We start from the raw sequence: 25,640 nt of genomic DNA on the forward strand, positions 1-25,640 counted from the left end.
GTTCGCGGTCGAGGACGGCGTCCGGGCCCCGGCTCGTCTCGACGCCCGGCAGCGGCTGGTAGCTGCCGCCGAAGACGGTGCGCGTCGTGGGCACCGTTGCGACGGCGTAGAAGACCGTGGACACGAACGGGATMCCGAGTCCCGTCGCGGCCAACGCGGCGGCTCCGGGCGCGGTGGCGCCCAGGGCGAGACCGGCCCCGGCCCCCACCAGCGCCAGTCGCACCAGCAGCAGCGCGCCACTGTTGCCGAGGTCCGGCCACAGCGCGGCGAGCAGCGGAACCACCGCCGCCAGCGCGAGTCCGGCGAGCGGGAGCCGCCAGCGCATCGATGCCCGCAGCCCGACCGCGACCGAGAGCACGGCCACCGTCAGCGCGACCCACGGGGCCACGCCGAAATCGGCCACCCCGAGTCGCGGCACCCGCAGGTCCGCCAGCACCGGCGTCGCGGCCGCCGCGATCGCCGTGGCGCCCAACAGGAACCGGCCGTCCGGCCCGTCGGCCATCCGGGCGCACACCTCCGTCGTCACCAGCACCACCGCGACCGACACCGCGATCACCGCCCACGCGGTGGACCTGGAGGCGTCCACCGGCTGCTGCCCGATCCAGGCCAGCAGCAGCCGGTTCGACACCGCGATCGCGACCGCCGAGGCGAGCGCCACTCGCAGTTCGTGCGCGCCGGCCCGCTGGACCCGGCTGCCCTCGTCCCGGACCACGGCGCAGGCGACCGCGCCCGCCCCGGCCGCCGCGAGCAGCCACCAGGACGGCTCGCCGATCACGGACGTGCTGTACGAGACCGCGGCGGACCCGAACACCGGAGCCGCGAGGAACACCACCGTCACGCCGAGGGTCAGCGTCAGCTGGCCCACCCGTCGCCCCCACACCGCCGCCACCGCCGCGCCCAGGATCGCGCCCGCGGCAGCGGTCTTGAGGTAGTGCAGCGCGGTCAGCCCGTCCAGTCCGGCCACCCCCACCACGGCGAACCGGCCACCGACCAGCACCGCGGTAGCCGCCGCCATCGTCGCCCACGCCAGCCGCCGCGACCCTCGGTGCTGCAGCAGCAGGTACACCACCACCGCCAGCACCACCCCCATCGCGACGCCGGTCGGCTGCGCGCTGATGTACCGGTCCAGCTCGCGATCGGACGCGGAGACGGACCAGCGCCCGCCCGGCGGGGCGGTGAGGACGAAGGCGGCCAGTGCGCCGCCGAGCAGTGCGGTCAGCGCGGACAGGGCCGCGCGGGCATCGACAGGCATTTGCCGACGCTAACCGACAGTTGCCGACGGGCGCGCCAATGTCGCGTCGACGCGGCGGGCGTGCCACGATCTTCACGTTCACACACACGCGAGGAGCCGGCATGACATCGATCACCGAAAAGGCCACCACCCTGCTCGGGCTGCACCGGCCCGGCGATCCGGTGATTCTCCCGACCGTGTGGGACGCGTGGTCGGCAGGCCTCGCGCAGCAGGCCGGTTTCCAGGCGCTCACCGTCGGCAGCCATCCGGTCGCCAACTCGCTCGGCAAGCCCGACAACGAGGGAATGAGCTTCGGGGAGGTGATGATCCGCGTCGCGCAGATCACCAACGCCGTGGACCTGCCGGTCTCCGTGGACCTCGAGTCGGGCTACGGACTCGACCCCGACACCCTGATCAACGGGCTGATCGAGGTGGGCGCGGTAGGACTGAACATCGAGGACACCGTGCACCGGGAGGGCGGCCGGCTGCGTGAGGCCCAGGAGCACGCGGACCTGGTCGGCGCGCTGCGCCGGTCCGCGGACGCGTCCGGTGTGCACCTCGTCATCAATGCCCGCACCGACCTGTTCCTCAAGCAGGTCGGCGACGAGGCGGACCGCGTGCAGCGCGCCATCGCGCGGCTGACCCTGGCCGCGGAGGCCGGCGCGGACGTGTTGTACCCCGTCGGGTTCCACACCGACGWGGTGCAGCGGCAGTTGACCGCAGCACTGCCGTTGCCGGTCAACGCGATTGCGGATCCGGTCGCCGGCGACCGGACGAAGCTCGCGGACCTCGGTGTCGGCCGGGTCAGCTTCGGTCCGCTGCTGCAGGGCGCCCTGTCCGCGCACGCGACCGCCCTGCTCGCCCGCTGGCAGTAACGCGAGACGGCGCCCGAGTCCGCCGCGTCCCGACCGGGCGCGGGCTCGGCTAGGTCAGCGCCGGTCGGCGTAGGCCTGCAGGTGGGCGACCTGCTCGGCGTCGAGCGAGGGCCGTACCGCCTCACGGGCCGCGGCGATGTCGGCGACGGTCACGTCGGCGGCGTCCACGCTGCGGCGCATGGCGGCCAGTGCGGCCTCCCGCAGCAGCGCCGCACAGTCCGCGGCGCTGTAGCCCTCCAGGTCGACGGCCAGGGCGTCCAGGTCGACGTCCGACGCGAGCGGTACCGGCCGGCCCGCGGTTCGCAGGATCTCCTTGCGCGCCTCGGCATCCGGCGGCGGCACGAACACCAGGCGCTCGAGGCGTCCGGGGCGCAGCAGCGCGGGATCGATCAGGTCCGGGCGGTTGGTGGCGCCGAGCACCACCACGTCGCGCAGCGGTTCGATGCCGTCGAGCTCGGTCAGCAGCGCCGCGACCACCCGGTCGCTCACCCCGGAGTCGGACGACTGCCCGCGCCGCGGTGCCAGCGCGTCCACCTCGTCGAGGAAGATCAGTGACGGAGCGGAATCGCGTGCGCGCTGGAACAATTCGCGTACCGCCTTCTCCGAGGCGCCGACCCACTTGTCCATCAGTTCGGCACCCTTGACGGCGTGCACGCTCAGCTGGCCGGAACTCGCCAGCGCCCGCACGAGGTACGTCTTGCCGCAGCCGGGCGGGCCGTACAGCAGCACCCCGCGCGGCGGGTCCACCCCGAGCCGGGCGAACGAGTCCGGGTGCTGCAACGGCCACAGCACCGCCTCGGTGAGGGCCTGCTTGGTCTCGACCATGTCGCCGACGTCGTCGAGGGTGACGCTGCCGACCGCCAGCTCCTCGGTGCCGGACCGCGACAGCGGCCGGATCACCTCCAGCGCCCCGACCAGGTCCTCCTGGCGCAGCTCCGGGTCCTCGCCGGTGGTGTTGGCGCGCGAGGCCGCCCGCAGCGCCGCCTCGCGGACCAGGGCGGCGAGATCGGCCGCGACGAACCCCGGTGCGCGTGAGGCGATCTCGGCGAGGGTCAGGTGGCCGGTCGGGACCTTGCGGAGCAGCAGTTCGAGCAGCGCCCGGCGCTGTGCGCCGTCCGGCAGGGCCAGGGTGAGTTCGCGGTCGCAGAGGTCCTGGCCGCGCACCCGGAGGTCGAGCGCGTCCGGGTGCGCGGTGGTGGCGACGAAGGCCACGCCCGCGGTCTCGACGGCCCGTCGCAGTTCGTCGACGATCAGCGTGGACACCGGCTCGGGCGGCGCGGGCAGCAGCGCGTCGATGTCGGTGACCAGCAGTACACCGCCCGCCCCGCCGGCGACCCGCGCGACGGCATCGGTCACTCGCTGCAGGCGGGTGGCGGAGTCGAGCGCGCCGACCGCGGGCCCGTCAAGTTCCGTCACGCCACGGCCGGCCAGGACCGAGCGGGCCAGCGTCGCCTTTCCCACGCCCGCCGGTCCGGTGACGAGCACCCCGAGGTGGGGTGAGGCCCCCAGCGTCCGTAGCAGTTCCGGCTCGTCCAGGGCGAGCGTGAGCCACTCGGTGAGCTTGCCCGCCTGGGCACCCACGCCCACCAGGTCCGAGACGGCGGGCGGCGCGACCCGGGGAGCCGGACTCGCCGCGGCCGGTGCCGCCGTGCCCACGACGGCCGCGATGCCCGCAGGCGCCGCGGCCCGGACTGCGCCCGCGGTGCCCCATCCGACGGCCGAGTTCGGTTGCACGCTCACCGGACCCGCCGGATCCACCGCGGCGACGGTGAGCAGTTCCGAGGTCCAGGCGACGCCGAAGGTGCGCGAGAGTGACTGGGTCGCACCCGCGGTGGACGTGCCGGGACCGAGGTCGCGGGGCAGCAGCGAGACGGTGTCGCCGACGCTGAGCACCTTGCCGAGCAGCGCCTGCCGCAGGGTGGTCTCGGAGATGGACTGCACCGCCAGCGCGGACCCGGTCACGGTCACGGCTCGCGCGCCGTACACGGTCACCGGCGAGATCACCACCCGTGCATCCTCTTTGAGCGCGGCGTTGGACAGCGTGACGTCGTCCAGCAGTGCGGTGCCGGTGGGCGTCCCGCGTGGCGCCCGGGCCACCACGGCGGCGGTGCGGCGGGCGCCGATCACGGCGATGCCGTCCCACTCCCGCAGCCCGAGTGCGGCCAGTGCCTCGGGGTGCAGGCGCACCACCCCGCGGCGGGCGTCGGCGGCGGACGTGTTCAACCGGGCGGTGAGCGTGAGTTCCGGGGTGGTCACGCGGACCAGCCTAGTGTCGCCGGCCCGGTGCGCGCCGTCAGCCGCCGAGCCGCGCCGACCAGTCGCGCGCCGCCGCCGCGAACTCCGTCGACTCGGGCAGCGGCACCAGGATGTCGAGGGTGCTCGGGGGGAACGGGCCGAGTTCGTCGAGGAGGTGGCTCGCGTTGGCGAAGTGCGCGAAGGTGGTGTCCGCGTGCCCGGGTGTCCGTGTGTCGAGGGCCTCACGCAGGGCCGTCACCTGACCACAGCTGACGTTGAGGTCCTTGTCCGAACAGGTCAGCAGCACCGGGGTGCTCGCGGGAACCGAGGCGGCCAGGTCGACGGGGTCGAGCGCGTCGGCTTCGGCCAGGAACCGCTCGTTCGCCGAGCTCAGTCCGGCCCGGGCGAGCGTGGGATCCTGATCGGCCGGAACAGTCCCGGTGGTGCGCAGCGACTCCACGCTCGCGCGCAGGCTCGCACGGACCGCGTCGGCGTCCGCGGCGGGCATCCGGCCGGACCCGACCCCGGCGTCGAGTTGCGTGTGCAGCTGTGCGGTCAGCAGGTCCAGGTAGCGCATCGGCAGCGGCGCCAGCAGACCGAGCCCGCCGTGGCCGATGCCGCGCTGCGCAAGCGCCAGTGCGGTGAGCCCGCCCTCGCTGTGGCCGAGCAGCACCAGCCGGTCGGCGGGCACGCCGGTGCGTTCGGCCAGCAGCTCGGCGGCAGCCGCCGCGTGGTCGACCTGGTCGGTGAACCCGTACTCGGCGAGCTGCTCCGGGGTCAGGCCCGCGAGACCGGTCGCGCCCGATCCGACCTTGTCGAACCGCAGGCTCGCGATGCCCTGTTCGGCGAGTCCGTCGGCGATGCGGCGCAGGGTGTCGGAGGTGATTCCGGACTGGTTCCCGTTGCGGTCGGTCGGACCGCTGCCGGGCAGCAGCAGGGCGGCGACCCCGGGCGTCGTCCGCGCCGGGGTGCGCACGCTGCCGCGGAAGGTGAGCCCATCCGAGTCGAAGGTCACCTCGGAGTCATCCCCGACCGGCACGCTCGACGAGCCGGCGTCCGGCAGGGCGGGCAGTGCCGGGGCGGCAGGCGGGATCGCGGCGGCGGGCGCGGCCGTCACCCCCAGGAGAGCGAGCACCGGGAGTCCCGCACCGACCAGCCACCGTCGTCGCACAGTTCGCATGGGGCACGACCATATCGGGCGGAACGGACACCGCCCGACATGGCCTCTAGCGGGGGCGCCGGAGGCCGAGCCGGGCCGCGGAGCGACCGGGCCGGACGCCGTCGGGTGCCCGCCGGATGGCACGGCGCTCGGCCGGCTTGACGTCCCACACCTCGGGCCGGGCGGCGACCCAGCGCTTGGAGCGGACGGCGAACGGGATGTGCGCCAGGTACGCGGCCACCAGCACGATCAGCAGCACGTACGGGTAGGTGATCAGCGCGGCCGCGGTCAGCGCGACGCCGATCAGCAGCAGCGCCGCCATCCGGCGGGGGACCGAGAAGGTCTTCATCGCCAGGGTGGGGATCCGGCTGACGATCAGCGCCGCCGACAGCACGGTCCAGACGGCCACCGGCCAGAACGACGACCACCAGCCCTCGCCCCACTGCTGGTAGGCGGCGATCGGTGCCAGCGCGATCAGGGCTCCCGCGGGCGCGGGCACCCCGACGAAGAACTCGCTGGTGTAGGCCGGCGCGGTGTCGTCGTCGAGCAGCGTGTTGAACCGGGCCAGCCTCAGCACGATGCTCACCGCGTAGACGAGCGCGACGATCCAGCCGGCGCTGGTGCCGTCGAGCAGCGTCACGTAGAGCACCAGCGCGGGGGCGACGCCGAAGGAGATGGCGTCGGACAGCGAGTCCAGCTCGGCGCCGATCTTGGTGGTGGCGTCGAGCATCCGGGCGATGCGTCCGTCGAGCGAGTCCAGCACCGCCGCCGCCCCGATCATCGCCAGCGACGAGCCGAGGTCTCCCTCCAGCGCGAACTTGACCGATGACAGGCCGGCGCACAGGGCCAGGATCGTCAGCATGCTCGGCAGCAGCAGCAGCCCGCTGGTGGCGACGCGGCGGGGTCCGTTCACGGAAGCTGGGCGAGGACAGTCTCGGCGCCGACGGCGCGCTGTCCCCGCTCGACCATCAGGGTGGTGCCCTCCGGGAAGTAGGTGTCGACCCGCGAGCCGAACCGGATCAGCCCGTAGGTGTCGCCGATCGGCAGTCGGTCGCCGACCTTGGCGTCACACACGATCCGGCGCGCGAGGAGCCCGGCGATCTGCACGACGGCGATCTCGTGGCCGCCCGAGGTACGCAGCAGCATCGAGTTGCGCTCGTTGGCGTCGCTGGCCTCGGCGAGGTCGGCGGAGAGGAACTTGCCCGCCTTGTGCACGACGGCGAGGACCTCGCCGGCGACGGGGCTGCGCTGAACGTGCACGTCGAGCACGGACAGGAAGATGCTCACCCGCGGCACCGGGTTCTCACCCATGTTCAGCTCGGCGGGCGGCACCGCGGTGTCGACCAGCGCCACCTCGCCGTCGGCGGGGGAGACCACGACGTTCGCGCGGTTCGGCGGGACCCGGTGCGGGTGCCGGAAGAAGGCGGCGCTGGCGCCCGCGGCGGCGAGCGCCGTGCGGCGGACCCACCGGTGCCGGCGCGCGAGCGCGGCGACGGCGAGCGGGGTGAGCACGAACGGCAGGCCGGCCGGGTGCAGCGGCGGAATCGTGCTACGGACCAGGTCGGCGACGTGCGCGAGGCCAGTCGGTTGCGGTGTACCAAGCGGGGTGGGTCGGCGGGCCACGGGCTCCTCTTACTGTTCGGTGACTGCATCTTCCCCCGGCGGCTACGGCCGCCCGCGGATCACCACAGGCTAGCGGAGGTCAGGGCCTACGGGGACCCCGCTGCGCTGTCGGGAACCGGTCGGTGGGGCCCAGCCGGTCCCGCAGTCGCGCGACGGCGCCCCGGATCGTGGCCCCGTACCGTCGTCCGGCAGCGCCGAGCAGACGGCCTCGGCCGCGTCCAGGTGGGAGCGGGCGGAGTCGTCCTCGTCGAGCTTGACGTAGTCCGAACGTTCAGCGGATCCCGTCGCGGCGCAGCGCGGCCGACACGGCGCCCGCCCTGCTGTCCACGCCGAGCTTGGCGTAGATGTGCGCCAGGTGCGTCTTCACCGTGGCCTCGCTGATGAACAGCCGCCTGCCCAGTTCCTTGTTGGTCAGGCCCTCGGCGAGCAGGGTGAGCAGTTCCGCCTCGCGTGCGGTGAGCGCCTCGTCGGGCCGGCGCATCTGGTGCAGCAGCCGGGCGGCAACCGGCGGGGACAGCACGCTCTGGCCGGCGACCGCGCCCCGGACGGCCCCGAAGATCTCCGGTGGGGTCGAGTCCTTGAGCAGGTAGCCGATGGCGCCGGCGTCGACGGCGCGGACCACGTCGGCGTCCGTGTCGTAGGTGGTGAACACCAGCACCGGCAGGTCGGGGTGCGCCGCCCGGATCCGCCGGATCGCCTCGATGCCGTCGATCCCCGCGCCCAGGGAGAGGTCCATCATCACCAGGTCCGGTACCTGCTCCGCGACCGCCGCGACGGCCTGCTCGCCGGACTCGGCCTCGGCGGTCACCTCGATGTCGGGCTGCGAGTCCAGCAGTGCCCGCAGGCCCGCGCGCACCACCAGATGGTCGTCGACCAGCAGCACGGTGATCGTGCTCATCGCGCGCCGATCGCCGGGATCAGCGCGGCGACGACGGTGCCCTCGCCGGGGGCACTCTCCACGGTGAGGGTGCCGCCCAGCGACTCCGCCCGCTGCCGCATCGCGTGCAGGCCGAACCCGCCCGCCGCGGAGGCCGGTGCCACCTCGTTCACCGCGAAGCCGCGGCCGTCGTCGAACACGTCCAGGGCCACGGACTCCGGCAGGTAGGTCAGGGTCACCCCCAGAGTCTGCGCGTTCGCGTGACGTTTCACGTTCGCGGCCGCGCTCTGGGTGATCCGGAGCAGCGCGTGCCCGACCTCCGAGGGCAGCGGGACCGGCGTGCCGATCACCCGCAGCCGCGCCGACGGAAAGTAGCCGCGGGCCGCGTCGAGCAGGACGGCGTCCAGGGGCCGGGCCTCGAGGTCCGGCGAGGCCAGGTAGTGCACGAGGTTCCGGGTCTCGGCCAGGTTCGCGCGCAGGGCGGCGGTGGCGATCGCGACCTCCTCGCGGGCCTCGGAGCCGGGTCGGTCCCATTGTTCGGCAGCGGCCTCGAGGTGTAGCAGGCTGCTGGTCAGGCCCTGCGTGACGGTGTCGTGGATCTCCCGGGCCAGCCGGTCCCGTTCGGCGCGCACCCCCGTGTCCCGTTCGGTCTCGGCGAGCCGGGTCTTCGCCGCCGCGACCTCCTCGAGCAGTCGCACCCGCTCGCGGCTGTTCCGCTCGATCTGGCCGTACGCCAGTACGACCAGGGCGCCGGTGCACAGCGGCCCGACCAGCACCGCCCACTCGGTGCGGCCACTGAAGTTGAAGAAGGCCACGCTGGTGAGGACGGCGAGCAGCGCGACGATCAGGTACGCCGTCCGTCGGGTGAACGCGCGGGTGCACAGGAAGAACATCGGGAAGGCACACCACGCGAAGCTCGGTGCCAGCCACACCAGCACTGCCCAGGTGGTCAGGACCGGCCACACCCAGGGCTGCCAGTCGGCGCCGCGGCGGGACGCGACCACGATCACCGTGTAGAGGGCCGCCAGCGCCGCGATCAGCGCGGCGACGACGACGAACCGGCCGCCGAGACCGTGATAGGTCAGGTAGCGGCCGGTGGAGGTCGCCAGCAGCACGTAGAAGGACACGTGGATCGCGACGTCGAGCGGGCCCCAGGACTGCGGGGCGCCGCCATCCGGGCGAGCGGTGTCGGGGCTGGACATCGGACCGATCCTACGGAGCTGGCGCCGCCGCCGGATCGGCCATTCGGATGATCTCGCCGGCACCCGACGGCTGACCGGGAGGCAGACGTGCGTCCGATGCGGGTGGGTGCGCCGGGCGGCGACGCTGGAACCTGTCAGCCCGGCCGTGCGTCCCGGTCGCCCCGATCGGGGCGGACAACGCGCACGGCCCGCGAAGCCGCTACCGAAAGGCCCCGATGAACCTCGCCCGCCTGAACCTCTCCCGCCGACTGCCCAAGACCCTTGCCGTCGCCGTCCCGCTGGCGGCTGTCCTCGCCACCGCGGCGTGCGGCAGCGGCATCGACGAGAAGGCGGCGTCGACCACGCCGGTCACCACCGTGGCCGCGATGGCCCAGACCCCCGCCGACCCGGCCGCACGTGGCACCGTGACGGCGAACCGGCTGACCGTCGCGGCCGCCGGAAAGGCCGCGCAGGCCGCACTCGCGAAGTGCCAGGCCGACGGGCTCGGCKTCGTCACGGTCTCGGTGGTCGACCGGAACGGCAATGTGCAGGCGCTGTTGCGTGGCGACAATGCGGCCGAGCACACCGTCGAGGCATCCCGGCAGAAGGGGTACACGGCGGCGGCCTTCGGCGCGAACACCGGTGACCTGGCCGACCGGGCGAAGGGGGACGGCGCGACCGTCGCGGACCTGCCGGGCACCCTCTTCCTGCCCGGCGGCGTGACGGTGAAGGCGGCGGGCGCCTCGATCGCGGGGATCGGCGTCGGCGGCGCGCCCGACGGGCGGGCAGATCAGGCGTGCGCCGCGGCCGGCCTCGACGCCATCGCGGGGTCGTTGCAGTGAGGCGTGCGCTGACCGTCGCCGTCCTCGGCGGGGCCGTCGCGGTCAGYGTCGCCTGCGGTGGCCCGGACCGGACGGTCGCCGCACCCGCCCCGTCGGCCCCACCCGCCCCGTCGGCGCCGCTCCTGTCGACCCCGGAGTCGGAACGGGACCTGTTCGCGGCCGTCCGGTCCGACGACGCGGTCGCGGTGGGCGCCGCGCTGGCGCAGGGCGCAGACCTCGAGGCGCGGGACGAGGGTGGCCGGACGCCGCTGGTGGCGGCCGCCAAGGCCGACGCGGTCGACGCGGCTCGACTGCTGGTCGACGCGGGCGCCGACGTGAACGCCAAGGACGACCTGGAGGACTCGGCGTTCCTCTACGCGGGCGCGGAGGGACACGACGAGATCCTCGCGCTGACCCTCGCGCACGGTGCCGACGTGGGCGACACCAACAGGTTCGGCGGCACGGCGCTGATCCCGGCCGCCGAGCACGGCCACGTCGAGACGGTGCGCACCCTGATCCGCGCCGGCGTCCCGGTCGACCATGTCAACGAGCCGGGCTGGACCGCACTGCTCGAGGCGGTGGTCTACGGCGACGGGTCGACCCGCTACCAGGATGTGGTCGGGCAGTTGCTCGCGGCGGGCGCCGACCGGTCGATCGCGGACGCGGACGGCCGGACCGCGCTGCAACACGCGCAGCGCCGCGGCCAGGAGGACGTCGCGGCGCTGCTGCGGGAGGGAGGTTGACGGTCAGCGCGCGGCGGGGGCCTTCGACTCGACCTCGGACTTGATCCGGGCGAGGGTGGTGTTCATGCCCTTGATCATGTCCTGCTCGAACCCGGCGGTGCCGCCCATCATCTTGTCGACCAGGAACGACGAGATCTTGGTGGTGCCCGTGGGGGCCTCACGGCGCTCGGTCAGGGTGGTGCCGTTCTCCGTGGGGGTCAGCTCGTAGGTCCAGATGGTGTGGTTCTCCACGACGCGCCACGCGATGGCCTCGTTCGGCTCGAAGCGGGTGACCTTCGAGGAGGTCGGCCACACCAGCAGGCCCTTCTTGTTGACGTTGAACGTCTTGGTGCCCTGCCTGACCTCGCCGCCGAACACCCGCATCATCCGGCACTGGGGGCTCCACTCGCCCATCCGCTTCAGGTCCGAGACCACCGACCAGACCGCGGCGGGCGAGGCGTCGATGTCGATGCTGGCTTCGAGGGTGTTCGTCACTGGCTCTGTCTCCGGTTTCGTCGAATTAGTGAAACTCTGCGTAACGCATATCTTGCCCGATCTCGCCGATGCGTCAAGGGTCACCGGCGCGTCCGGGGCGGAGCGTGTAATGCCGGGGGGACGACGGGCGATGAACAGGGTATCCACGTCAAGCCAGACCCGATGCGTACCGGAGTGATCGTCGTGAAGATCCCAGACGTCAGGCGACATGCTCGCGACCAGGCCGTTCCGATCCTGCGGTCGGCACGAATGAAGGGCCGGCCCGAGTCCTGGCCGAGCGAGAAACTCGAGCGACTGCTGACCCCGCACGAGATCGACGCCGTCAGTCACGGCCACTTCTGAGCCCTCCCCGTGGTGCGGGGAGGGGCCGGAGTCTCGGCGGCTGCCCAACTTGTTCTATTAAGGCTAGAACTATAGTGTTATTGTCGTGCTCATCCGCATAGACCAGTCCGCGGCCACACCGCTCTTCGAGCAGGTGGCCGCCAGTGTCCGTCGTGCCATTGCCGACGGTTCCGCCGCTCCCGGTGAACGCCTGCCCGGCGCCCGGGACCTCGCCGCCTCGCTGGACCTCAACGTGCACACCGTGCTGCGCGGGTACCAGTTGCTGCGCGACGAGGGCCTGATCGACCTGAGGCGTGGACGCGGCGCGGTGGTCGCCGCCGGTGCCACGCGGGGCCGGCTGCAGGAGGCGGTCCGGGAACTGGTCGCCGAGGCGCGCCGGCACGGGATGAGCGCACCCGAACTCATGGAGCTCGTAGACAAGGAGATGGCATGACCACATCGGCATCGGCCACGCAGCGGGTCTCGTGGCCGCGCGCGCTGGCCGCGGCGCTGGTGCCGCCCGTCGTCGTCGCGGCGGGCGCGTCCGCGGTGATCGCCGGGGCGGCGGGGGAGCTCCCCGACCCGGTCGCGGTGCACTTCGGCGTCGACCTGAAGGCCGACGGCTTCGCCGCGCTCGACACGGTCCGGTGGGCCCCGCTGCTCGGGGTGGCGGTCGCCGCGCTGCTCGTCGTCATCCAGCTCGCGATCACCCGGCGGGACGAGCGCACGGCTCGGGTCGCGGTCACGCTCGGCGCCGGGGTCGGCGGCTTCGTCGCCGCACTGGCCGCGTCGACCGTCCTGCCTCAGCGTGGGCTCACCGACGCCGCGCAGGCTTCGGCGGGCCTCGGCGCGATGCTGCTGGCCGCGGTMGTCGGGCTGGCCGCCGCGGGTGCCGGCTACGCGGCGATGCCCAGGCCGCGTGCGGCCGCGGCCGTCGCGCCGCCGCCGGTCGACGCGCCACGAATTCCCTTGGGCGACACCGAACAGGTCAGTTGGTCCGGCTCGGCCGTCATGCCCTGGTGGCTGGCCGTCGTGGCGGTGCTGGTGCCGATGGCCGTGGTGCTGGTCGTCGCGGGCTTCTCAGTCGGCTCGATGTGGCTGGTGCTCGGCCTGGTGGCCCTGGCCGCGTTGTTGACGGCACTGCTGCTCGCCCCGGTGCGGGTGGTCGTCGACGCCCACGGGCTGCAGGCCCGGTCCCCGGTCGCGGTCAGGCGGATCCGGATCCCGCTGGCGGAGGTCGCCGAGGCGGAGGCCGTCCGGGTGGGCCTGATCAACGGGTACGGCGGCTTCGGCTACCGCATCGGTCCCGCCGGCACCGGGCTGATCGTGCGGCCGGGCGCGGCGCTGCGGGTGACCCGCGGCGACGGCTCCCGGTTCACGGTGACCGTCGACGGCGCCGACCAGGCGGCGGCGGTGCTCAACGCGCTGGCCGCGCAGGGGCGCGTCCCGCACTGACGCCCGCGGCCGGCGAGGCGTCGTCCGCCGCTTGCCGGACCCGGGCGCGGGGGACATGGTGGAACCGGGCGTCGGAAGGGGTGTCGCGATGACCGGCAACGGGGAACTCGAGGGCGTGCTGTTCGACATCGACGGGGTGCTGGTCACCTCGTGGCGGCCGCTCGCCGGCGCCGCCGCGGCGCTGGACGCGGTCCGGGACCGCGGGCTCGGACGCGCCTTCCTCACCAACACCACCTCCCGCACCCGGGCGGAGATCGCCCGCGCGCTGCGGGACTGCGGCCTGGCGGTGCGCGACGAGGAGATCGTCACCGCGGCCGCGCTCACCGCGCAGTACCTGCGCCGCACCCATCCCGGGGCGCGCTGCCTGCTCGTCAACCACGGCGACATCGCCGCGGACCTGGCCGACATCGAGCTCGACGACCGGCGCCCCGAGGTGGTGGTGCTCGGCGGTGCCGGACCGGAGTTCGACCACCGCACCCTGAGCCGGGTGGTGGAGCTGATGCAGGACGGGGTCCCGGTGGTCGCGATGCAGGGTGGCCTGACCTGGGCGACGGACGACGGCCTGCGCATCGACACCGGCGCCTACCTGCCCGGGCTGGAGGCGGCAGGCGGCGCGGCCGTGACGGTGGTCGGCAAGCCGGCGGCGGCCGGGTTCGTCGCGGCCGCCGAGTTGACGGGCAGCGCGGTCGGGCGCACCGTGATGATCGGCGACGACCTGCGCAGCGACGTGCTGGCCGCGCAGTCCGCCGGACTGACCGGAATCCTGGTGCGGACCGGCAAGTTCCGGCCCGCGGTTCTCGAGGCCGCGCCCGCCGCCCCGGACCACATCCTCGACTCGGTGGCGGACCTGCCCGCGCTGCTGGACGAGCTGGCCGGCTGACGGGATTGCGTGCCCGGACGCGACGTGCGCGGCCGGCCTTGCGGGTCCGCCGCAAACCGCAACGAAATCGATACCCGGCGCGCGGAAAGTTTGGGTACCGTCGCCCACGTGTGCGCCGGAGCGCCGGCGCAGCAGACCGAACACTTCTGAAGGAGATCCGTGCCGACTTCGTTCCGCAACCGTTCCCTGTTCCGTTCCCTCGTCATGCGGGCCGGAGCGTCGATGGCGGTCGGGGCCGCGATCGTGGGAGGTGTCGTCGTCGCCGGTTCGGGCGTCGCGTCCGCCGCGCAGGTCAACTGCGTGTCGCCGCCGTCCGCGAACGACATCCGGGTGATCGGCGACGCGAGTTGCGGCGCGACCGCCACCGGCACCGGGATCGCCAACTCCGGTGCGACCGACAGCGGTACCGCGGTCAGCGTGTCCGACGGGGGTTCGGCGACCACCTTCGCCACCGGCTTCGGCGTCGCGCTGGCCGGGTCGAAGGGCGCCGGTCAGTCCTACGCGTACTCCATCGGCGGCGGCATCTCGCGTGCGCACGCGGAGAACGGGCAGACCACCGTCGCCCTCGCCGGCTGGGGCAGCGGAGCCACCGCCCAGGCCGACGGGGTCAACTGCGTGGGTCCGCTCTCCTTCGCGATCAACCTGAACACGGGTGCGGCCTGCGCGATGCGCTAGTCCCGGCGTCGCCGGTTCGGTGCCCGTGACCTTGCACTCGCCACCCCCGAGTGCTAAAAATGCACTTGGCACTCGCGACACGTGAGTGCCAGGTCGGGACGGTGAGACTGGGATCCATCGACACCCCTGGTCGTCCGTCGCGGGCACCGAGCCTGGCCACTGCGCAGACATCGCCCTGCGTGAAATGAGACGACCCGACGAGCGGTCGCCTTGTGTGTCACCCCAATCCGGAGGATCACTTCGCAATGGCAAAGATCATCGCGTTCGACGAAGAGGCCCGTCGCGGTCTCGAGCGAGGCCTCAACGCCCTCGCCGACGCTGTCAAGGTGACGTTGGGCCCCAAGGGTCGCAATGTCGTGCTCGAGAAGAAGTGGGGTGCCCCCACGATCACCAACGACGGTGTGTCCATCGCCAAGGAGATCGAGCTCGACGATCCCTACGAGAAGATCGGCGCCGAGCTCGTCAAGGAGGTCGCCAAGAAGACGGACGACGTCGCTGGCGACGGCACCACCACCGCCACCGTGCTCGCCCAGGCTCTCGTCCGTGAGGGTCTGCGCAACGTTGCCGCGGGCGCCAACCCGCTCGGCCTCAAGCGCGGCATCGAGAAGGCCGTCGAGGCCGTCACCGTCCGCCTGCTCGACACCGCCAAGGAGATCGACACCAAGGAGCAGATCGCTGCTACCGCTGGTATCTCCGCAGGCGACTCGTCCATCGGTGAGCTCATCGCCGAGGCCATGGACAAGGTCGGCAAGGAAGGCGTCATCACGGTCGAGGAGTCCAACACCTTCGGCCTGCAGCTCGAGCTCACCGAGGGCATGCGCTTCGACAAGGGCTACATCTCGGCGTACTTCGCCACCGATGCAGAGCGTCAGGAAGCCGTCCTCGAGGACGCGTACATCCTGCTCGTGAGCTCCAAGATCTCCACCGTCAAGGACCTGCTGCCGCTGCTGGAGAAGGTCATCCAGTCCGGCAAGCCGTTGGTCATCATCGCCGAGGACGTCGAGGGCGAAGCCCTGTCCACGCTGGTGGTCAACAAGATCCGTGGCACCTTCAAGTCCGTGGCCGTCAAGGCCCCCGGCTTCGGTGACCGCCGCAAGGCGCAGCTCGCCGACATCGCCATCCTCACGGGTGGCGAGGTCATCAGCGAAGAGGTCGGCCTCTCCCTGGAAACCGCCGGACTCGAGCTGCTCGGCCAGGCCCGCAAGGTCGTCATCACCAAGGACGAGACCACCATCGTCGAGGGTGCCGGCGACGCCGACGCCATCGCCGGTCGCGTCAACCAGATCCGCGCCGAGATCGAGGCGTCGGACTCGGACTACGACCGCGAGAAGCTGCAGGAGCGCCTGGCCAAGCTGGCCGGTGGCGTTGCAGTGATCAAGGCCGGAGCCGCGACCGAGGTCGAGCTCAAGGAGCGCAAGCACCGCATCGAAGATGCCGTGCGCAACGCCAAGGCTGCCGTCGAGGAGGGCATCGTCGCCGGCGGCGGCGTGGCCCTGCTGCAGGCCGCTCCGGCTCTCGACGACCTCAAGCTCGAGGGCGACGAGGCCACCGGCGCGAACATCGTGCGCGTTGCGCTCGAGGCTCCGCTCAAGCAGATCGCCTTCAACGCGGGCCTCGAGCCCGGTGTTGTCGCCGAGAAGGTGCGCAACCTGCCCGCCGGCCACGGCCTCAACGCCGCGACCAACGAGTACGGCGACCTGCTCGCCGCCGGCATCAACGACCCGGTCAAGGTCACCCGCTCGGCGCTGCAGAACGCGGCGTCCATCGCGGCCCTGTTCCTGACCACCGAGGCCGTTGTCGCCGACAAGCCCGAGAAGGCCGGTGCGCCCGCGGGCGACCCGACCGGTGGCATGGGCGGCATGGACTTCTGAGTCCGTTCCCTCACGTCCGGGGCCCGGGTCGCCTGTTCTGCAGGCTGCCCGGGCCCCGTCGTGTCGGTGGGCCGAGCCGGCCCGGATTGTGACATTGTCGATCCGAGGCCGCTGGACCTGCGTCAATGGTCAAGGAATTGACCATTTTTTCGAATCGCTGGACATCGCGGCGCCGCGCGGGTGAAACTATCGGCGCGAGAGCTCACAACGGTTCCCCTGCAGAGCGGCGGGAACCGTTGGTGCTGTATTCAGAGTTATCGAGTAGCTACTCAACGAAAAGTCGACAGTCAAGGTGGGACGTATGCCCAAGTTTGGACGATCCGGTCGAGCAGGTCGGATCGCGGCCGCAGTGGCCGCTCTGACGATTCTGCCGCTCGTTGGCGGCGGCCTCGCCCAGGCGGCGCCGACCTCGGCCACCTCGCCCGAGACTGCCGCGGCGAAGTCCGACAACGGCTCGTACCTCGTCCGGATCGAGGGCAGCGGCCGTCAGCAGACCGCCTACGTCTACTCGAAGTCGATGGACAAGACCATCCCGCTCAAGCTCCAGCGCCCCGTCGACACGTCCAAGCCGGCCCCCACCCTGTACCTGCTCAACGGTGCCGGCGGCGGCGAGGACAGCGCGACCTGGCAGAAGCGCACCGACATCGCCGACTTCTTCAAGGACAAGGAAGTCAACGTGGTCACCCCCGTCGGTGGCGCGTTCAGCTACTACACCGACTGGGTGAAGACCGACCCCAAGCTCGGTAACAACAAGTGGACGACGTTCCTCACCCAGGAGCTGCCTCCCATCATCGACGCCGGGCTCAAGACAAACGGCGTGAACTCGCTGGCGGGCATCTCCATGGCCGGCACCTCGGTGCTCAACCTCGCCATCGCCGCACCGAAGCTGTACAAGAGCGTCGGGGCCTACAGCGGTTGCGCCGAGACCAGCACCCCGGCCGGCCAGGCCTACATCGACATGGTCGTCGACTCGCGCGGCGGCGGCAACCTCGACAACATGTGGGGTCCGAAGGACGGCCCGCTGTGGGTCGAGAACGACCCGGTCGTCAATGCGGAGAAGCTGCGCGGCATCGAGATGTACATCTCCACCGGCAACGGCCTGCCCGGCCCGCACGACACCATCGAGAAGACCGGCGGAATGTCGGGTCTCGCCAACCAGGTCGTCGTCGGCGGCATCATCGAGGGTGCGACCCTGCTGTGCACCAACAACCTGTCCAAGCGTCTCGGCCAGCTCGGCATCCCGGCGGTCGTCGACTTCCGCCCGAACGGCACCCACTCGTGGGGCTACTGGCAGGACGACCTGCACAAGTCCTGGCCGATGCTGGCCCGTACGATCGGCCTGTGACACCGAGTCACTGAGCCACTGAGTTCGACAAGGCGCCGATCCCGCACTGCGGGGTCGGCGCCTTTGTCGTCCCAGGCCGCGAAACCGAAGTTTCAAATATGACGCCGGATTCAGGTATACCTGTGGGATGGACTCCACCCCGTCCGTCGACGGCACCCCCGACGAGGACGACACTCGCCCGCCGTCGATGGCGCCACCGGCGCTGCTTCGCGACCCGCCGGTCACCAGGCGCGGCGTGAAGACCCGGGCCGGGCTCGTGACGGCCGCACGGACGGTCTTCGAACGTGACGGCTACCTCGACACCCGCCTCGCCGACATCGCGCGGGAGGCCGGCTGCGCGACCGGGTCCTTCTACACCTACTTCGCGAGCAAGGAGGAGGTGTTCGCGGCCGTCCTCGCGGAGGCGCAGGAGGACATGATGCATCCCGGCATGGGCCGGGTGCAGGGCACCGACGACCCGTACGCGGTACTCGAGGCGAGCAACAGGGCCTACCTCGAGGCCTACCGGCGCAACGCGAAGCTGATGGGGCTGCTCGAACAGGTGGCGCACGTGGACCCGGTGTTCCGGAAGTTCCGCACCCGGCGGGCGGAGGCGTTCGTCCGACGGAACGCGCGCGGCATCGCGGACCTGCAGGCCCGCGGGATCGCCGACGCGGGCATCGACCCGTTGGTCGCCTCGCGCGCCCTCTCCGGCATGGTGAGCAGGCTCGCCTACGGCGTCCTCGTGCTCGGCGACGGGCAGGACGACGACGAACCCCTCGACTTCGAGACGTTGGTGTCGGCGACCACCCGGCTGTGGGCGAACGCGTTGCGCTTCCCGCCCCGCGACTGACCCGCTCACCCCGTGACCAGCCCGCCCACCAGCCCCGTGACCGGCCCGCCCACCAGCCTCGTGGCCGGCCCGGAGCGTCGCGGCGCACTCCCCGGCAAAATCCCTAGGCATGCGTAACATCCCGCACATCCGCGGGTAAGGCCGGCACGGTCGCTGCCCGACGTCGAGGCAAGGTGGTTGCGTGTGGATTCGGTGAAGATCGTCCTGGAGTTGATCGTGGTGCTCGGCGCCATCGTCATGGGCACCCGGTCGAGCGGCGTCGCGCTCGGACTCTGGGGCGGCGCGGGCGTCGCCGTGCTGGTGTTCGTGTTCGGGGAGGACGTCGGCAGCCCGCCGGTCGACGCGCTGCTGATCATCCTGTCCGTGGTCCTTGCATCGTCGATGATGCAGGTCGCCGGTGGCATCGACTGGATGGTGACGATCGCTGCGGACCTGATTGCCAAGCGGCCCAAGCAGATCACGCTGATCGCGCCGCTGGTCTCGTTCCTGTTCTCGGTCGGCGCCGGCACCTCCAACATCCTGTACCCGCTGCTGCCGGTCATCTACGACGCGTCCTACCGCAACGGGATCCGCCCGTCCCGCCCGCTGTCGCTGTCGGTGGTCGCGACCGGCGTCGCGCTCGCCTGTAGTCCCGTCTCCGCGGCAATGGCCGCCATGGTGACCCTCACCGACGTGGCGCCGTACAACTTCGAGCTGATCGACATCATCATGATCACGCTGCCCGCCGCGGTCATCGGAATCATCCTGTCCTCGATCGTCGTCAACCGGCTCGGCAAGGACATCGAGGACGACCCGGAGATCCAGGCGCGCATCGCCTCCGGCGCAATCGCCGCCCCGTCCGGCGGCATGAGCACGGTGGAACTCAAGTCGTCCACGGCGGGCCGAAACGCCGCCCTGATCTTCCTGCTCGGCGTCGCCGCGATCGTGGTGTTCGGTCTGTTCAAGGGAATTCGTCCAGAGGCCGCCGACGGATCGCCGATGGGCATGACGCCGATCATCGAGATGATCATGTTCCTCGTCGGCACCCTGATCCTGCTGGTGAGCCGGCCCAACGTCGCCGACGTACCCACCTCGTCGGTGTTCAAGGCCGGCATGGTCTCGGCCATCGCCCTTTTCGGCCTGGCCTGGCTGACCGACACCTTCATCAGCGCCCACCTCGAGCTGATCACCAGCACCGTGGGTGACTGGGTCAACGCGTGGCCGTGGATCTTCGCGCTCGGCGTGTTCCTGGTCTGCGTGCTCACCACCAGCCAGTCGACGGCCACCCGGACGATCGTGCCCATCGGCCTGGCCGCGGGGCTGGCGCCCGGACTGCTCACCGGCATGTGGGCCGGCGCCTTCGCCGGTATCTACCTGCTGCCCACCAACGGATCACAGATCGCGGCCGCCAACTTCGACGAGTCGGGCAGCACCAAGCTCGGTACCAAGCTGGTCGACCACTCGTTCTTCGTGCCGACACTCGTCCTCGCGGTCACCACGATCACCGCGGGTTCGCTGATCGGGCTGCTGCTCGGCTGAGCGGTGCGTGGTGTCGCTCGTCAGCCGCGGTTGCGGTAGGCGTCCCAGCTGGCCTGGCAGGCCCGCGCCAGTTGGTCGACGCGTTCGGGGTCGGGCTCGGGCCAGTCCACCCCGGGCGCCTGCAGCCGCGCGGTCAGTGCCGGGCCGAGCAGGAACTCGCGACGGAACTCGGCCTGCACCGCACCGAGCGTCACCCCGGCCGCCGCCGCCCGCGGGCCCAACGCCCGCAAACGTGCACCGGCGGAGATGATCTCCTGGCTGCCGAGGTACGGCTGGTTCAGCGCGACCGCGTCCGGCTCGGTCACCGCGAACCCCGTGCGGTGGGCCGCGGCCAGTGCGCGCAGCGCGGCCGGGTCCATGCTCACCGGGTTGTCCCCGCGGGGCTCTCCCGCATGGTCGCCGCGGTTCGACAGCGCCACCACGTTCGGCAGTCGGTCCGCCGGGGCACGTTCGACGTTCACCGCACCGTCGCGGGTGGTGGTGTGGTTCATGGTGTCGTGGAAGGAGAGCGTGTTGAACTCGACGGCCTCGCCGGTGCGCCCGGCCTTGTCGAAGGCGAGCTCGACCATCCGGTCGACCAGGCGATCGCGCGTCCGCTCGTACACGCCCAGCCCACGCTCGGCCACCTCGGCGAACGTCTCGGCCAGTCGGCGCAGTCCGGCGTCGTCGGCCGGTTCGCGCAGCAGCGGGAAGAAGGAGAAGGTGACCGGCCGGATGGCGTCCACCCCGGTCAGGTCCACCCTGTTCCAGGCGCCGGCCGCGCGGACCCGGGCGAACGCCTCCCGCAGGGTCTCGTAGAGGTCCGCCGGCTCGGCCCGGTTCGGGTCCCTCAACATCCGCGGGTGCGGGTTCTCGACGTACACGATCCGCGGGTCGAGTTGAGCCCACCGCCGCACCACCGGGGCGGTCGAGCAGTCGGAGAAGTCGAACTGCAGCCGGCGGGTGAACTCGGGTGCCAGGAACTCGGACAGCTCGGCCGGGACGGCGGCACCCGAGTGGGGGCAGCTGACCAGCAGATCGGCCTCGGCCAGCGCGTCGTCGAGGCTGCGGCGCTCCGGGTCGGCGTAGAAGGTCAGGTCGTCCGGCGTGTACCTGGTCCCGACGGGCAGGAGCAACGGATCAGCGGGTGCCATGGGCGGAACACTATCGGCCGGGCCGCCGAGGGGAGAGTATTGACGCGTGGAGACCATTCCGATTCAGGTTCCGGACGGTACGACGATCCCGGTGCGGCTCTTCCCGGGCCGGGAGGAGGCGCCGGTGGTGGTGATCTTCCCCGGGCTCGGGGTGCCGGGCGGCTTCTACGACCCGGTGGCGCAGGCCCTCGTGGACCGCGGATTCAACGCGGCCGTCGGTGAGCTGCGAGGCCAGGGCGACAGCCGGCCGCGGCCCGGACCGGACAGCGGGTACGGCTACCAGGAGTTGGCGTCGGTGGACTTCCCGGCGACCTTCGAGGTGGTGCGCGAGCGGTTCCCCGCCAGCACGCCGTACCTGCTCGGACACAGCATGGGCGGTCAGCTGGGGGTGATGTACGCGGCGCGGGCGCGGGGCAAGCTGGGCGGGCTGATCCTGGTGGCGTCGGGCTCGCCGTACCACCGCGGCCACGGCCCGGTCCGCGGTGCGGGCCTGCTGCTCGGGTCGGCGGCGATGTCGGTGACCGCGAACGTCGCCGGCTTCTGGCCGGGGGACCGGCTCGACGTCGGCGGATTCGGAAGGCAGTCTCGGGTGCTCGTCTCGGACTGGTCGCGGTTCGCCCGCACCGGCGTCATCGAACCGGCGGGCGCGGACATCGACTACGAGGAACGCATCGCGCGGCTCGCGCTGCCGGTGCTGTCGATCTCCGTCGAGGACGACGACCTGGCACCGAAACCGGCGATCGCGAACCTGGTCCGCAAGCTGCCGAAGGCGGATCTCACCACCTGGCACCAGCCCGAGCCGTTGGGGCACAACGGCTGGATTCGCAAGCCGGACACCACCGTAGACCGGATCGAACAGTGGCTGCACGACCGGTCCTGACCGCGAGCCACCATGGACAGGCCGGCGCCGCACCAGGGTGACGCGACCGTCGTCGCCGGTCCGCCCCCGACGCTCGGCCCGGACACCGGGCCGTCGTCCGCCGAGCCGCGGGGAATCCGGTCGCGGGGGAGCGGTCCGAACACCGGGTTCGTCGTCGACACCGGCGTGGGGCGACTCGTCGCGCACTGGGAGGAGTCCGGCGCGCCGTCCGACCTGACCGACTACCTGCCGGACACCGACGCGGTCCGGCGCGCCGCGCTGGTGGAGTTGATCATGGTCGACCTGGCCTACCGGTGGCTGCGCGCGCACCGGCCGAAGCGGATCGCGGACTACTGCCTCGAGTTCCCGGAGCTGCTGGCCGCGCCGCTGCCGCCGGAGCTCGTCTACGAGGAGTACCGGGTACGGCGCCTGAGCGGCGAGGCCGTCGACCCCGACGAGTACGTCGCGGAGTTTCCGCTGCAGGCCGAACGCTTCGAGTGGCTGCGCGAACACGACCCGCGGAGCGTGGGAGCGGGCGGGCTCGACCTGCCGGGCAGCGAGGACCTCGCGGTGGGGCATCGTCTCGACGACTTCGACCTGGTGACCGAGCTCGGCCACGGCGCGTTCGCCCGGGTGTTCCTGGCCCGGCAACGCTCCATGCAGCGCTGGGTGGCGCTCAAGATCTCCCGCAACGTCGGCACCGAGGCGCAGACCCTGGCCCAGCTCGACCACCCGTACATCGTCCGAGTCTTCGACCAGCGGGTGCTCGAGGACCGGCAACTGCGGATGCTATTCATGGAGTACGTGCCCGGCGGGACCCTGCTGGACGTGCTGCGGCTGGTCCGCGACACCCCGCCGGAGCACCGGAGCGGGCGGCTGCTGCTCGACTCGATCGACGGCGTCCTCGCCCGTAAGGGCGAGATCAGGCCGGCCGACTCCGGCATCCGAACCGAGATCGCCGCGTTGTCCTGGCCGGAGACTGTCGCCTGGATCGGGCTGCGGCTGGCGGAGGCACTGGACTACGCCAGCGACCGCGGGGTGCTGCACCGCGACATCAAGCCCGCGAACGTGCTGCTCACCGTCGAGGGCGAGCCCAAGCTGGCCGACTTCAACGTCAGTTCCAGCGCCGAGGTGGACGTGCCCGGCGGCGGCTCGGTGATGGGCGGTTCCGTCGCCTACATGTCGCCGGAGCAGTTGGCCGCGGTCAGCGCGCCGGAGGCGGCCGCCGTCGCCCGGATCGACACCCGCAGCGACATCTACGCGCTCGGCGTGATGCTGTGGGAGTTGCTCACGGGCTCGAGGCCCTTTGTCGATGCCCGGTCCGGTGAGTCACCCGCGGTGCTGCTCGAGCGGCGGCGCCGGGGCGTGGACGACGCGAGGCAGTCGTCGCTCCCCGCGGACTGCCCGGCCGCGCTGCGACGAGTCCTGCTCAGGTCGCTCGCGCCCGACCCGGCCGACCGTTGGTCGAGTGGACGCAAGCTGGCCCGGCAGTTCGCGCTGTGCCTGGACCCGCACGCCCGCGACCTGGTCGACCCGCCGCCGGCGAGCAGACGCGCGAGGATGTGGCGGTGGGCGCTGCCCGTCATGATCGCCGCGATCGGCATCCCGAACCTGTTGGCGGCGGGCTACAACTACTACTACAACAGGGAACTCATCGTCTCGGGGCTGTCCGTGCCGGCGCAGCACTATCTCGAGCAGGTGCACCTGGTGATCGGGGCGCTGGCGTTCCCACTCGGGGCGCTGTTGATCCTCTCGTGGTGTCGGCTCGCGCTCACCGTGCCGCGCGGGGTGCGGGAGGGCCGCAGTTACGGACCCGTGGTGCTCGGCCGGGCGCGCGCGGCGACGCTGAACATGGGGCACCGCGCGGTCGTGGTCAGCTTTGCGCTGTGGATGGTGGCCGGGATCGTCTACCCGATCGCCCTGCAGGTCGCGGCCGGCGGCATCCCGCTCGGGGCGTACACGCACCTGATCACGTCGTTGGTGGTGTGCGGGGCGGTCGCGGTCGCCTACCCCTTCTTCATCGTGACGTACTACGCGGTCCGGTGCCTGTACCCGATCCTGTTGTCGCACGGCGAGATCCGCAGTGACGACGGCCGCGACATCCGGACCCTGCGCCTCGTCAGCACCCGCTACCTGGCGGTGGCGGCGTCGGTGCCGCTGGTCGGGGTCGCGGGACTCAGCTTCGTCGGAGCGGGTCCGGGCAGCACCGTGAACATGACGGTCCGCGTGCTGTGCCTGGGCGGCATCCTCGCCTTCATCGGGGTCTACCAGTTGTTCCGCCGGATCGACTCAGACCTGCGGGCCCTGGCGCGGGTGGCCACCTTCGGGGTGCCGTCGGGCGCGGTGCCCGGCCACGGCCGGCCCCGGACGTCGCAGCAGTCGCCTTCTTCGCCGCCCTCGATGTCGGCGAGCGGGTCGTCGCCACCGTAGTCTCGGAGGCGGGGCGATGCGGCCCAACGGTTCTTGTGGCCTCGGAAGCGGCCTCGGATCATCAGATCGGGACCCCGCGGTCAGCCGAGGGACGGCACCGCCGCGGGTGCAGACGGCACCGCCGCGGGTGCAGACGGTACCGCCGCGGGTGCAGACGACACCGCCAAGGGCGCAGACGGAACTGCCGCGGGTGCAGACGACACCGCCAAGGGTGCAGACGGAACTGCAGCGGGTGCAGACGGCACCGCCGTAGGCGCCGCTGTCACTCGCGACATCTGGTCGGCGATGTCGCGTCGGGCCGCCTTCTCGACGAGGAGAGGCACGTAGTCGCGGATCCTGCCGTTCTCGAAGCGCGCGTGAATGCTGCGCACCGTGTGCTCGATGTCCACCGGTGAGACGGACGGGTATCGAGTGATCAAGCGCTTGATGACTTGGTCGACTTGGAGCAATTCGTCGTCACCGGTCATCGATTCATCGTCTGCTCGGCAAGAGCCGTGGTCAAGGACCGAAATGGATTCGGAAACATAACGATTCGGGTCGTCGACGTCGAATGCCTGAATTCGCGACCGACCCCGGCGCAATCGGCGCAGAATGGTCGCACGCGGGTCACTCTGCCCGCCGCACGAAAGGGGACGGTCATGTCGGACCCAACATCGACAAAGCGGAGCGTTGCAGCGGGCACCTCGATCGGGGCGGCCGTCATCATGGTGACTGTCGGTATCCTCCAGCTGTTCCAAGGCATTGCCGCGGTTGCCAAGGACCAGGTGTTCGTGGTGGGGCTGGAATACGTGTACAAGTTCGACCTCACCACGTGGGGCTGGATTCACATCGGTCTGGGCGTCGTGGTCGCGGCGGTCGGGCTTTCGCTGTTCACCGGGGCGGACTGGGCGCGAGTGTGCGCGGTGGTGGTCGCGGCGATCTCGATTCTCGCGAATTTCATGTGGTTGCCGTACTACCCCTGGTGGTCGGTGCTCATCATCGCGCTCGACATCGTCGTCATCTGGGCCGTCTCGACCTGGGATCCGGATCGCGCCTGACCACGCCGCCGAAAGTGGCGACGTTCGCTCTGCCTGAGCGTGCGGCGAGTCGACCGGGCGAGCCC

The 25,640-nt window shown here is 71.8% G+C and carries 24 protein-coding genes and 1 pseudogene; 15 read left to right on the top strand and 10 right to left on the bottom strand.

Going from position 1 to position 25,640, the window contains the following annotated elements:
• Window positions 1-1,252 (bottom strand): hypothetical protein (locus AC1DU4_RS21475; RefSeq protein ID WP_477843269.1); only part of this gene is annotated, 1,252 nt, incomplete at its 3' end.
• A 101-nt stretch (window positions 1,253-1,353) separates the two neighbouring features.
• Between AC1DU4_RS21475 and AC1DU4_RS21480 the strand changes: the two genes are divergently transcribed.
• Window positions 1,354-2,106 (top strand): isocitrate lyase/PEP mutase family protein, encoded by a 753-nt coding sequence (locus tag AC1DU4_RS21480; RefSeq protein WP_477843271.1) that lies wholly within the window; start codon window positions 1,354-1,356, stop codon window positions 2,104-2,106.
• A 54-nt stretch (window positions 2,107-2,160) separates the two neighbouring features.
• On the opposite strand, the gene AC1DU4_RS21485 is transcribed toward AC1DU4_RS21480, so the two are convergent.
• The 6 genes from AC1DU4_RS21485 to AC1DU4_RS21510 all read right to left on the bottom strand — a co-directional run bounded on the left by AC1DU4_RS21485 (window position 2,161) and on the right by AC1DU4_RS21510 (window position 9,202).
• Window positions 2,161-4,362: an AAA family ATPase gene (locus tag AC1DU4_RS21485; protein ID WP_477843273.1), complete on the bottom strand. Its 2,202-nt coding sequence runs from the start codon at window positions 4,360-4,362 to the stop codon at window positions 2,161-2,163.
• Between the two features lie 37 nt (window positions 4,363-4,399).
• Window positions 4,400-5,521, bottom strand: coding sequence for an alpha/beta hydrolase (locus AC1DU4_RS21490; RefSeq protein WP_477843274.1), 1,122 nt, complete (start codon window positions 5,519-5,521; stop codon window positions 4,400-4,402).
• 46 nt (window positions 5,522-5,567) lie between these two features.
• Window positions 5,568-6,362 carry a CDP-alcohol phosphatidyltransferase family protein gene (locus AC1DU4_RS21495; protein WP_477843304.1) on the bottom strand — a complete coding sequence of 265 codons (795 nt, stop codon included), beginning with the start codon at window positions 6,360-6,362 and terminating at the stop codon, window positions 5,568-5,570.
• Between the two features lie 47 nt (window positions 6,363-6,409).
• Entirely contained in the window at window positions 6,410-7,123 is a 714-nt protein-coding gene (locus tag AC1DU4_RS21500) for a phosphatidylserine decarboxylase (protein WP_477843276.1), read from the bottom strand.
• 271 nt (window positions 7,124-7,394) lie between these two features.
• Window positions 7,395-8,021, bottom strand: coding sequence for a response regulator (locus tag AC1DU4_RS21505; RefSeq protein ID WP_477843278.1), 627 nt, complete (start codon window positions 8,019-8,021; stop codon window positions 7,395-7,397).
• Complete coding sequence (locus AC1DU4_RS21510; protein WP_477843280.1) at window positions 8,018-9,202, bottom strand: sensor histidine kinase; 1,185 nt, start codon at window positions 9,200-9,202, stop codon at window positions 8,018-8,020. The genes AC1DU4_RS21505 and AC1DU4_RS21510 overlap by 4 nt, the downstream gene beginning before the upstream one ends.
• Window positions 9,203-9,417: 215 nt before the next feature.
• On the opposite strand from AC1DU4_RS21510, the gene AC1DU4_RS21515 reads away from it, so the two are divergent.
• Window positions 9,418-10,023, top strand: coding sequence for a GlcG/HbpS family heme-binding protein (locus AC1DU4_RS21515; RefSeq protein ID WP_477843282.1), 606 nt, complete (start codon window positions 9,418-9,420; stop codon window positions 10,021-10,023).
• Window positions 10,020-10,745, top strand: coding sequence for an ankyrin repeat domain-containing protein (locus AC1DU4_RS21520; protein WP_477843284.1), 726 nt, complete (start codon window positions 10,020-10,022; stop codon window positions 10,743-10,745). Before AC1DU4_RS21515 ends, AC1DU4_RS21520 begins: the two co-directional genes overlap by 4 nt.
• Window positions 10,746-10,748: 3 nt before the next feature.
• On the opposite strand, the gene AC1DU4_RS21525 is transcribed toward AC1DU4_RS21520, so the two are convergent.
• Window positions 10,749-11,219 carry an SRPBCC family protein gene (locus AC1DU4_RS21525; protein WP_477843286.1) on the bottom strand — a complete coding sequence of 157 codons (471 nt, stop codon included), beginning with the start codon at window positions 11,217-11,219 and terminating at the stop codon, window positions 10,749-10,751.
• Window positions 11,220-11,381: 162 nt separating this feature from the next.
• Here AC1DU4_RS21525 and AC1DU4_RS21530 point away from each other — a divergent pair, with 162 nt between their 5' ends.
• The 9 genes from AC1DU4_RS21530 to AC1DU4_RS21570 all read left to right on the top strand — a co-directional run bounded on the left by AC1DU4_RS21530 (window position 11,382) and on the right by AC1DU4_RS21570 (window position 20,116).
• Complete coding sequence (locus AC1DU4_RS21530; protein ID WP_477843288.1) at window positions 11,382-11,561, top strand: hypothetical protein; 180 nt, start codon at window positions 11,382-11,384, stop codon at window positions 11,559-11,561.
• 85 nt (window positions 11,562-11,646) lie between these two features.
• Window positions 11,647-11,994, top strand: coding sequence for a GntR family transcriptional regulator (locus AC1DU4_RS21535; RefSeq protein WP_072842494.1), 348 nt, complete (start codon window positions 11,647-11,649; stop codon window positions 11,992-11,994).
• Window positions 11,991-12,995, top strand: a complete 1,005-nt coding sequence (locus AC1DU4_RS21540) for a DUF1648 domain-containing protein (RefSeq protein ID WP_477843290.1) — start codon at window positions 11,991-11,993, stop codon at window positions 12,993-12,995. The genes AC1DU4_RS21535 and AC1DU4_RS21540 overlap by 4 nt, the downstream gene beginning before the upstream one ends.
• Before the next feature lie 88 nt (window positions 12,996-13,083).
• Window positions 13,084-13,875, top strand: a complete 792-nt coding sequence (locus AC1DU4_RS21545; protein ID WP_477843292.1) for an HAD-IIA family hydrolase — start codon at window positions 13,084-13,086, stop codon at window positions 13,873-13,875.
• 204 nt (window positions 13,876-14,079) lie between these two features.
• On the top strand, window positions 14,080-14,550 hold the full coding sequence (locus AC1DU4_RS21550) for a DUF6764 family protein (protein WP_072842809.1): 471 nt from the start codon (window positions 14,080-14,082) through the stop codon (window positions 14,548-14,550).
• Window positions 14,551-14,795: 245 nt separating this feature from the next.
• Window positions 14,796-16,421 carry a chaperonin GroEL gene (gene groL / locus AC1DU4_RS21555; RefSeq protein ID WP_072842496.1) on the top strand — a complete coding sequence of 542 codons (1,626 nt, stop codon included), beginning with the start codon at window positions 14,796-14,798 and terminating at the stop codon, window positions 16,419-16,421.
• A gap of 301 nt (window positions 16,422-16,722) precedes the next feature.
• On the top strand, window positions 16,723-17,766 hold the full coding sequence (locus AC1DU4_RS21560) for an alpha/beta hydrolase (RefSeq protein ID WP_477843294.1): 1,044 nt from the start codon (window positions 16,723-16,725) through the stop codon (window positions 17,764-17,766).
• A 127-nt stretch (window positions 17,767-17,893) separates the two neighbouring features.
• The gene (locus tag AC1DU4_RS21565; protein ID WP_477843296.1) at window positions 17,894-18,598 is read left to right on the top strand and encodes a TetR/AcrR family transcriptional regulator; all 705 of its coding nucleotides are present in this window, start codon (window positions 17,894-17,896) and stop codon (window positions 18,596-18,598) included.
• Between the two features lie 183 nt (window positions 18,599-18,781).
• Window positions 18,782-20,116, top strand: coding sequence for an anaerobic C4-dicarboxylate transporter family protein (locus tag AC1DU4_RS21570; RefSeq protein WP_072842499.1), 1,335 nt, complete (start codon window positions 18,782-18,784; stop codon window positions 20,114-20,116).
• A gap of 20 nt (window positions 20,117-20,136) precedes the next feature.
• On the opposite strand, the gene AC1DU4_RS21575 is transcribed toward AC1DU4_RS21570, so the two are convergent.
• A complete protein-coding gene (locus AC1DU4_RS21575) occupies window positions 20,137-21,249 on the bottom strand; it encodes an N-formylglutamate amidohydrolase (protein WP_477843299.1) in 1,113 nt (370 codons plus the stop codon).
• Window positions 21,250-21,295: 46 nt separating this feature from the next.
• Between AC1DU4_RS21575 and AC1DU4_RS21580 the strand changes: the two genes are divergently transcribed.
• Together AC1DU4_RS21580 and AC1DU4_RS21585 are read left to right on the top strand one after the other, a co-directional pair.
• On the top strand, window positions 21,296-22,129 hold the full coding sequence (locus AC1DU4_RS21580; RefSeq protein WP_477843300.1) for an alpha/beta hydrolase family protein: 834 nt from the start codon (window positions 21,296-21,298) through the stop codon (window positions 22,127-22,129).
• Between the two features lie 12 nt (window positions 22,130-22,141).
• Window positions 22,142-24,538 (top strand): serine/threonine-protein kinase, encoded by a 2,397-nt coding sequence (locus tag AC1DU4_RS21585; protein WP_477843302.1) that lies wholly within the window; start codon window positions 22,142-22,144, stop codon window positions 24,536-24,538.
• A gap of 275 nt (window positions 24,539-24,813) precedes the next feature.
• On the opposite strand, the pseudogene AC1DU4_RS21590 reads toward AC1DU4_RS21585, so the two are convergent.
• Window positions 24,814-25,005: pseudogene (locus AC1DU4_RS21590) on the bottom strand (three-helix bundle dimerization domain-containing protein); the annotation flags it as partial.
• A 171-nt stretch (window positions 25,006-25,176) separates the two neighbouring features.
• Between AC1DU4_RS21590 and AC1DU4_RS21595 the strand changes: the two are divergent.
• Window positions 25,177-25,575: a DUF7144 family membrane protein gene (locus AC1DU4_RS21595; protein ID WP_477843306.1), complete on the top strand. Its 399-nt coding sequence runs from the start codon at window positions 25,177-25,179 to the stop codon at window positions 25,573-25,575.
• Window positions 25,576-25,640 lie beyond the last annotated feature (65 nt).

The organism is Rhodococcus sp. P4_F5 (assembly GCF_056401315.1).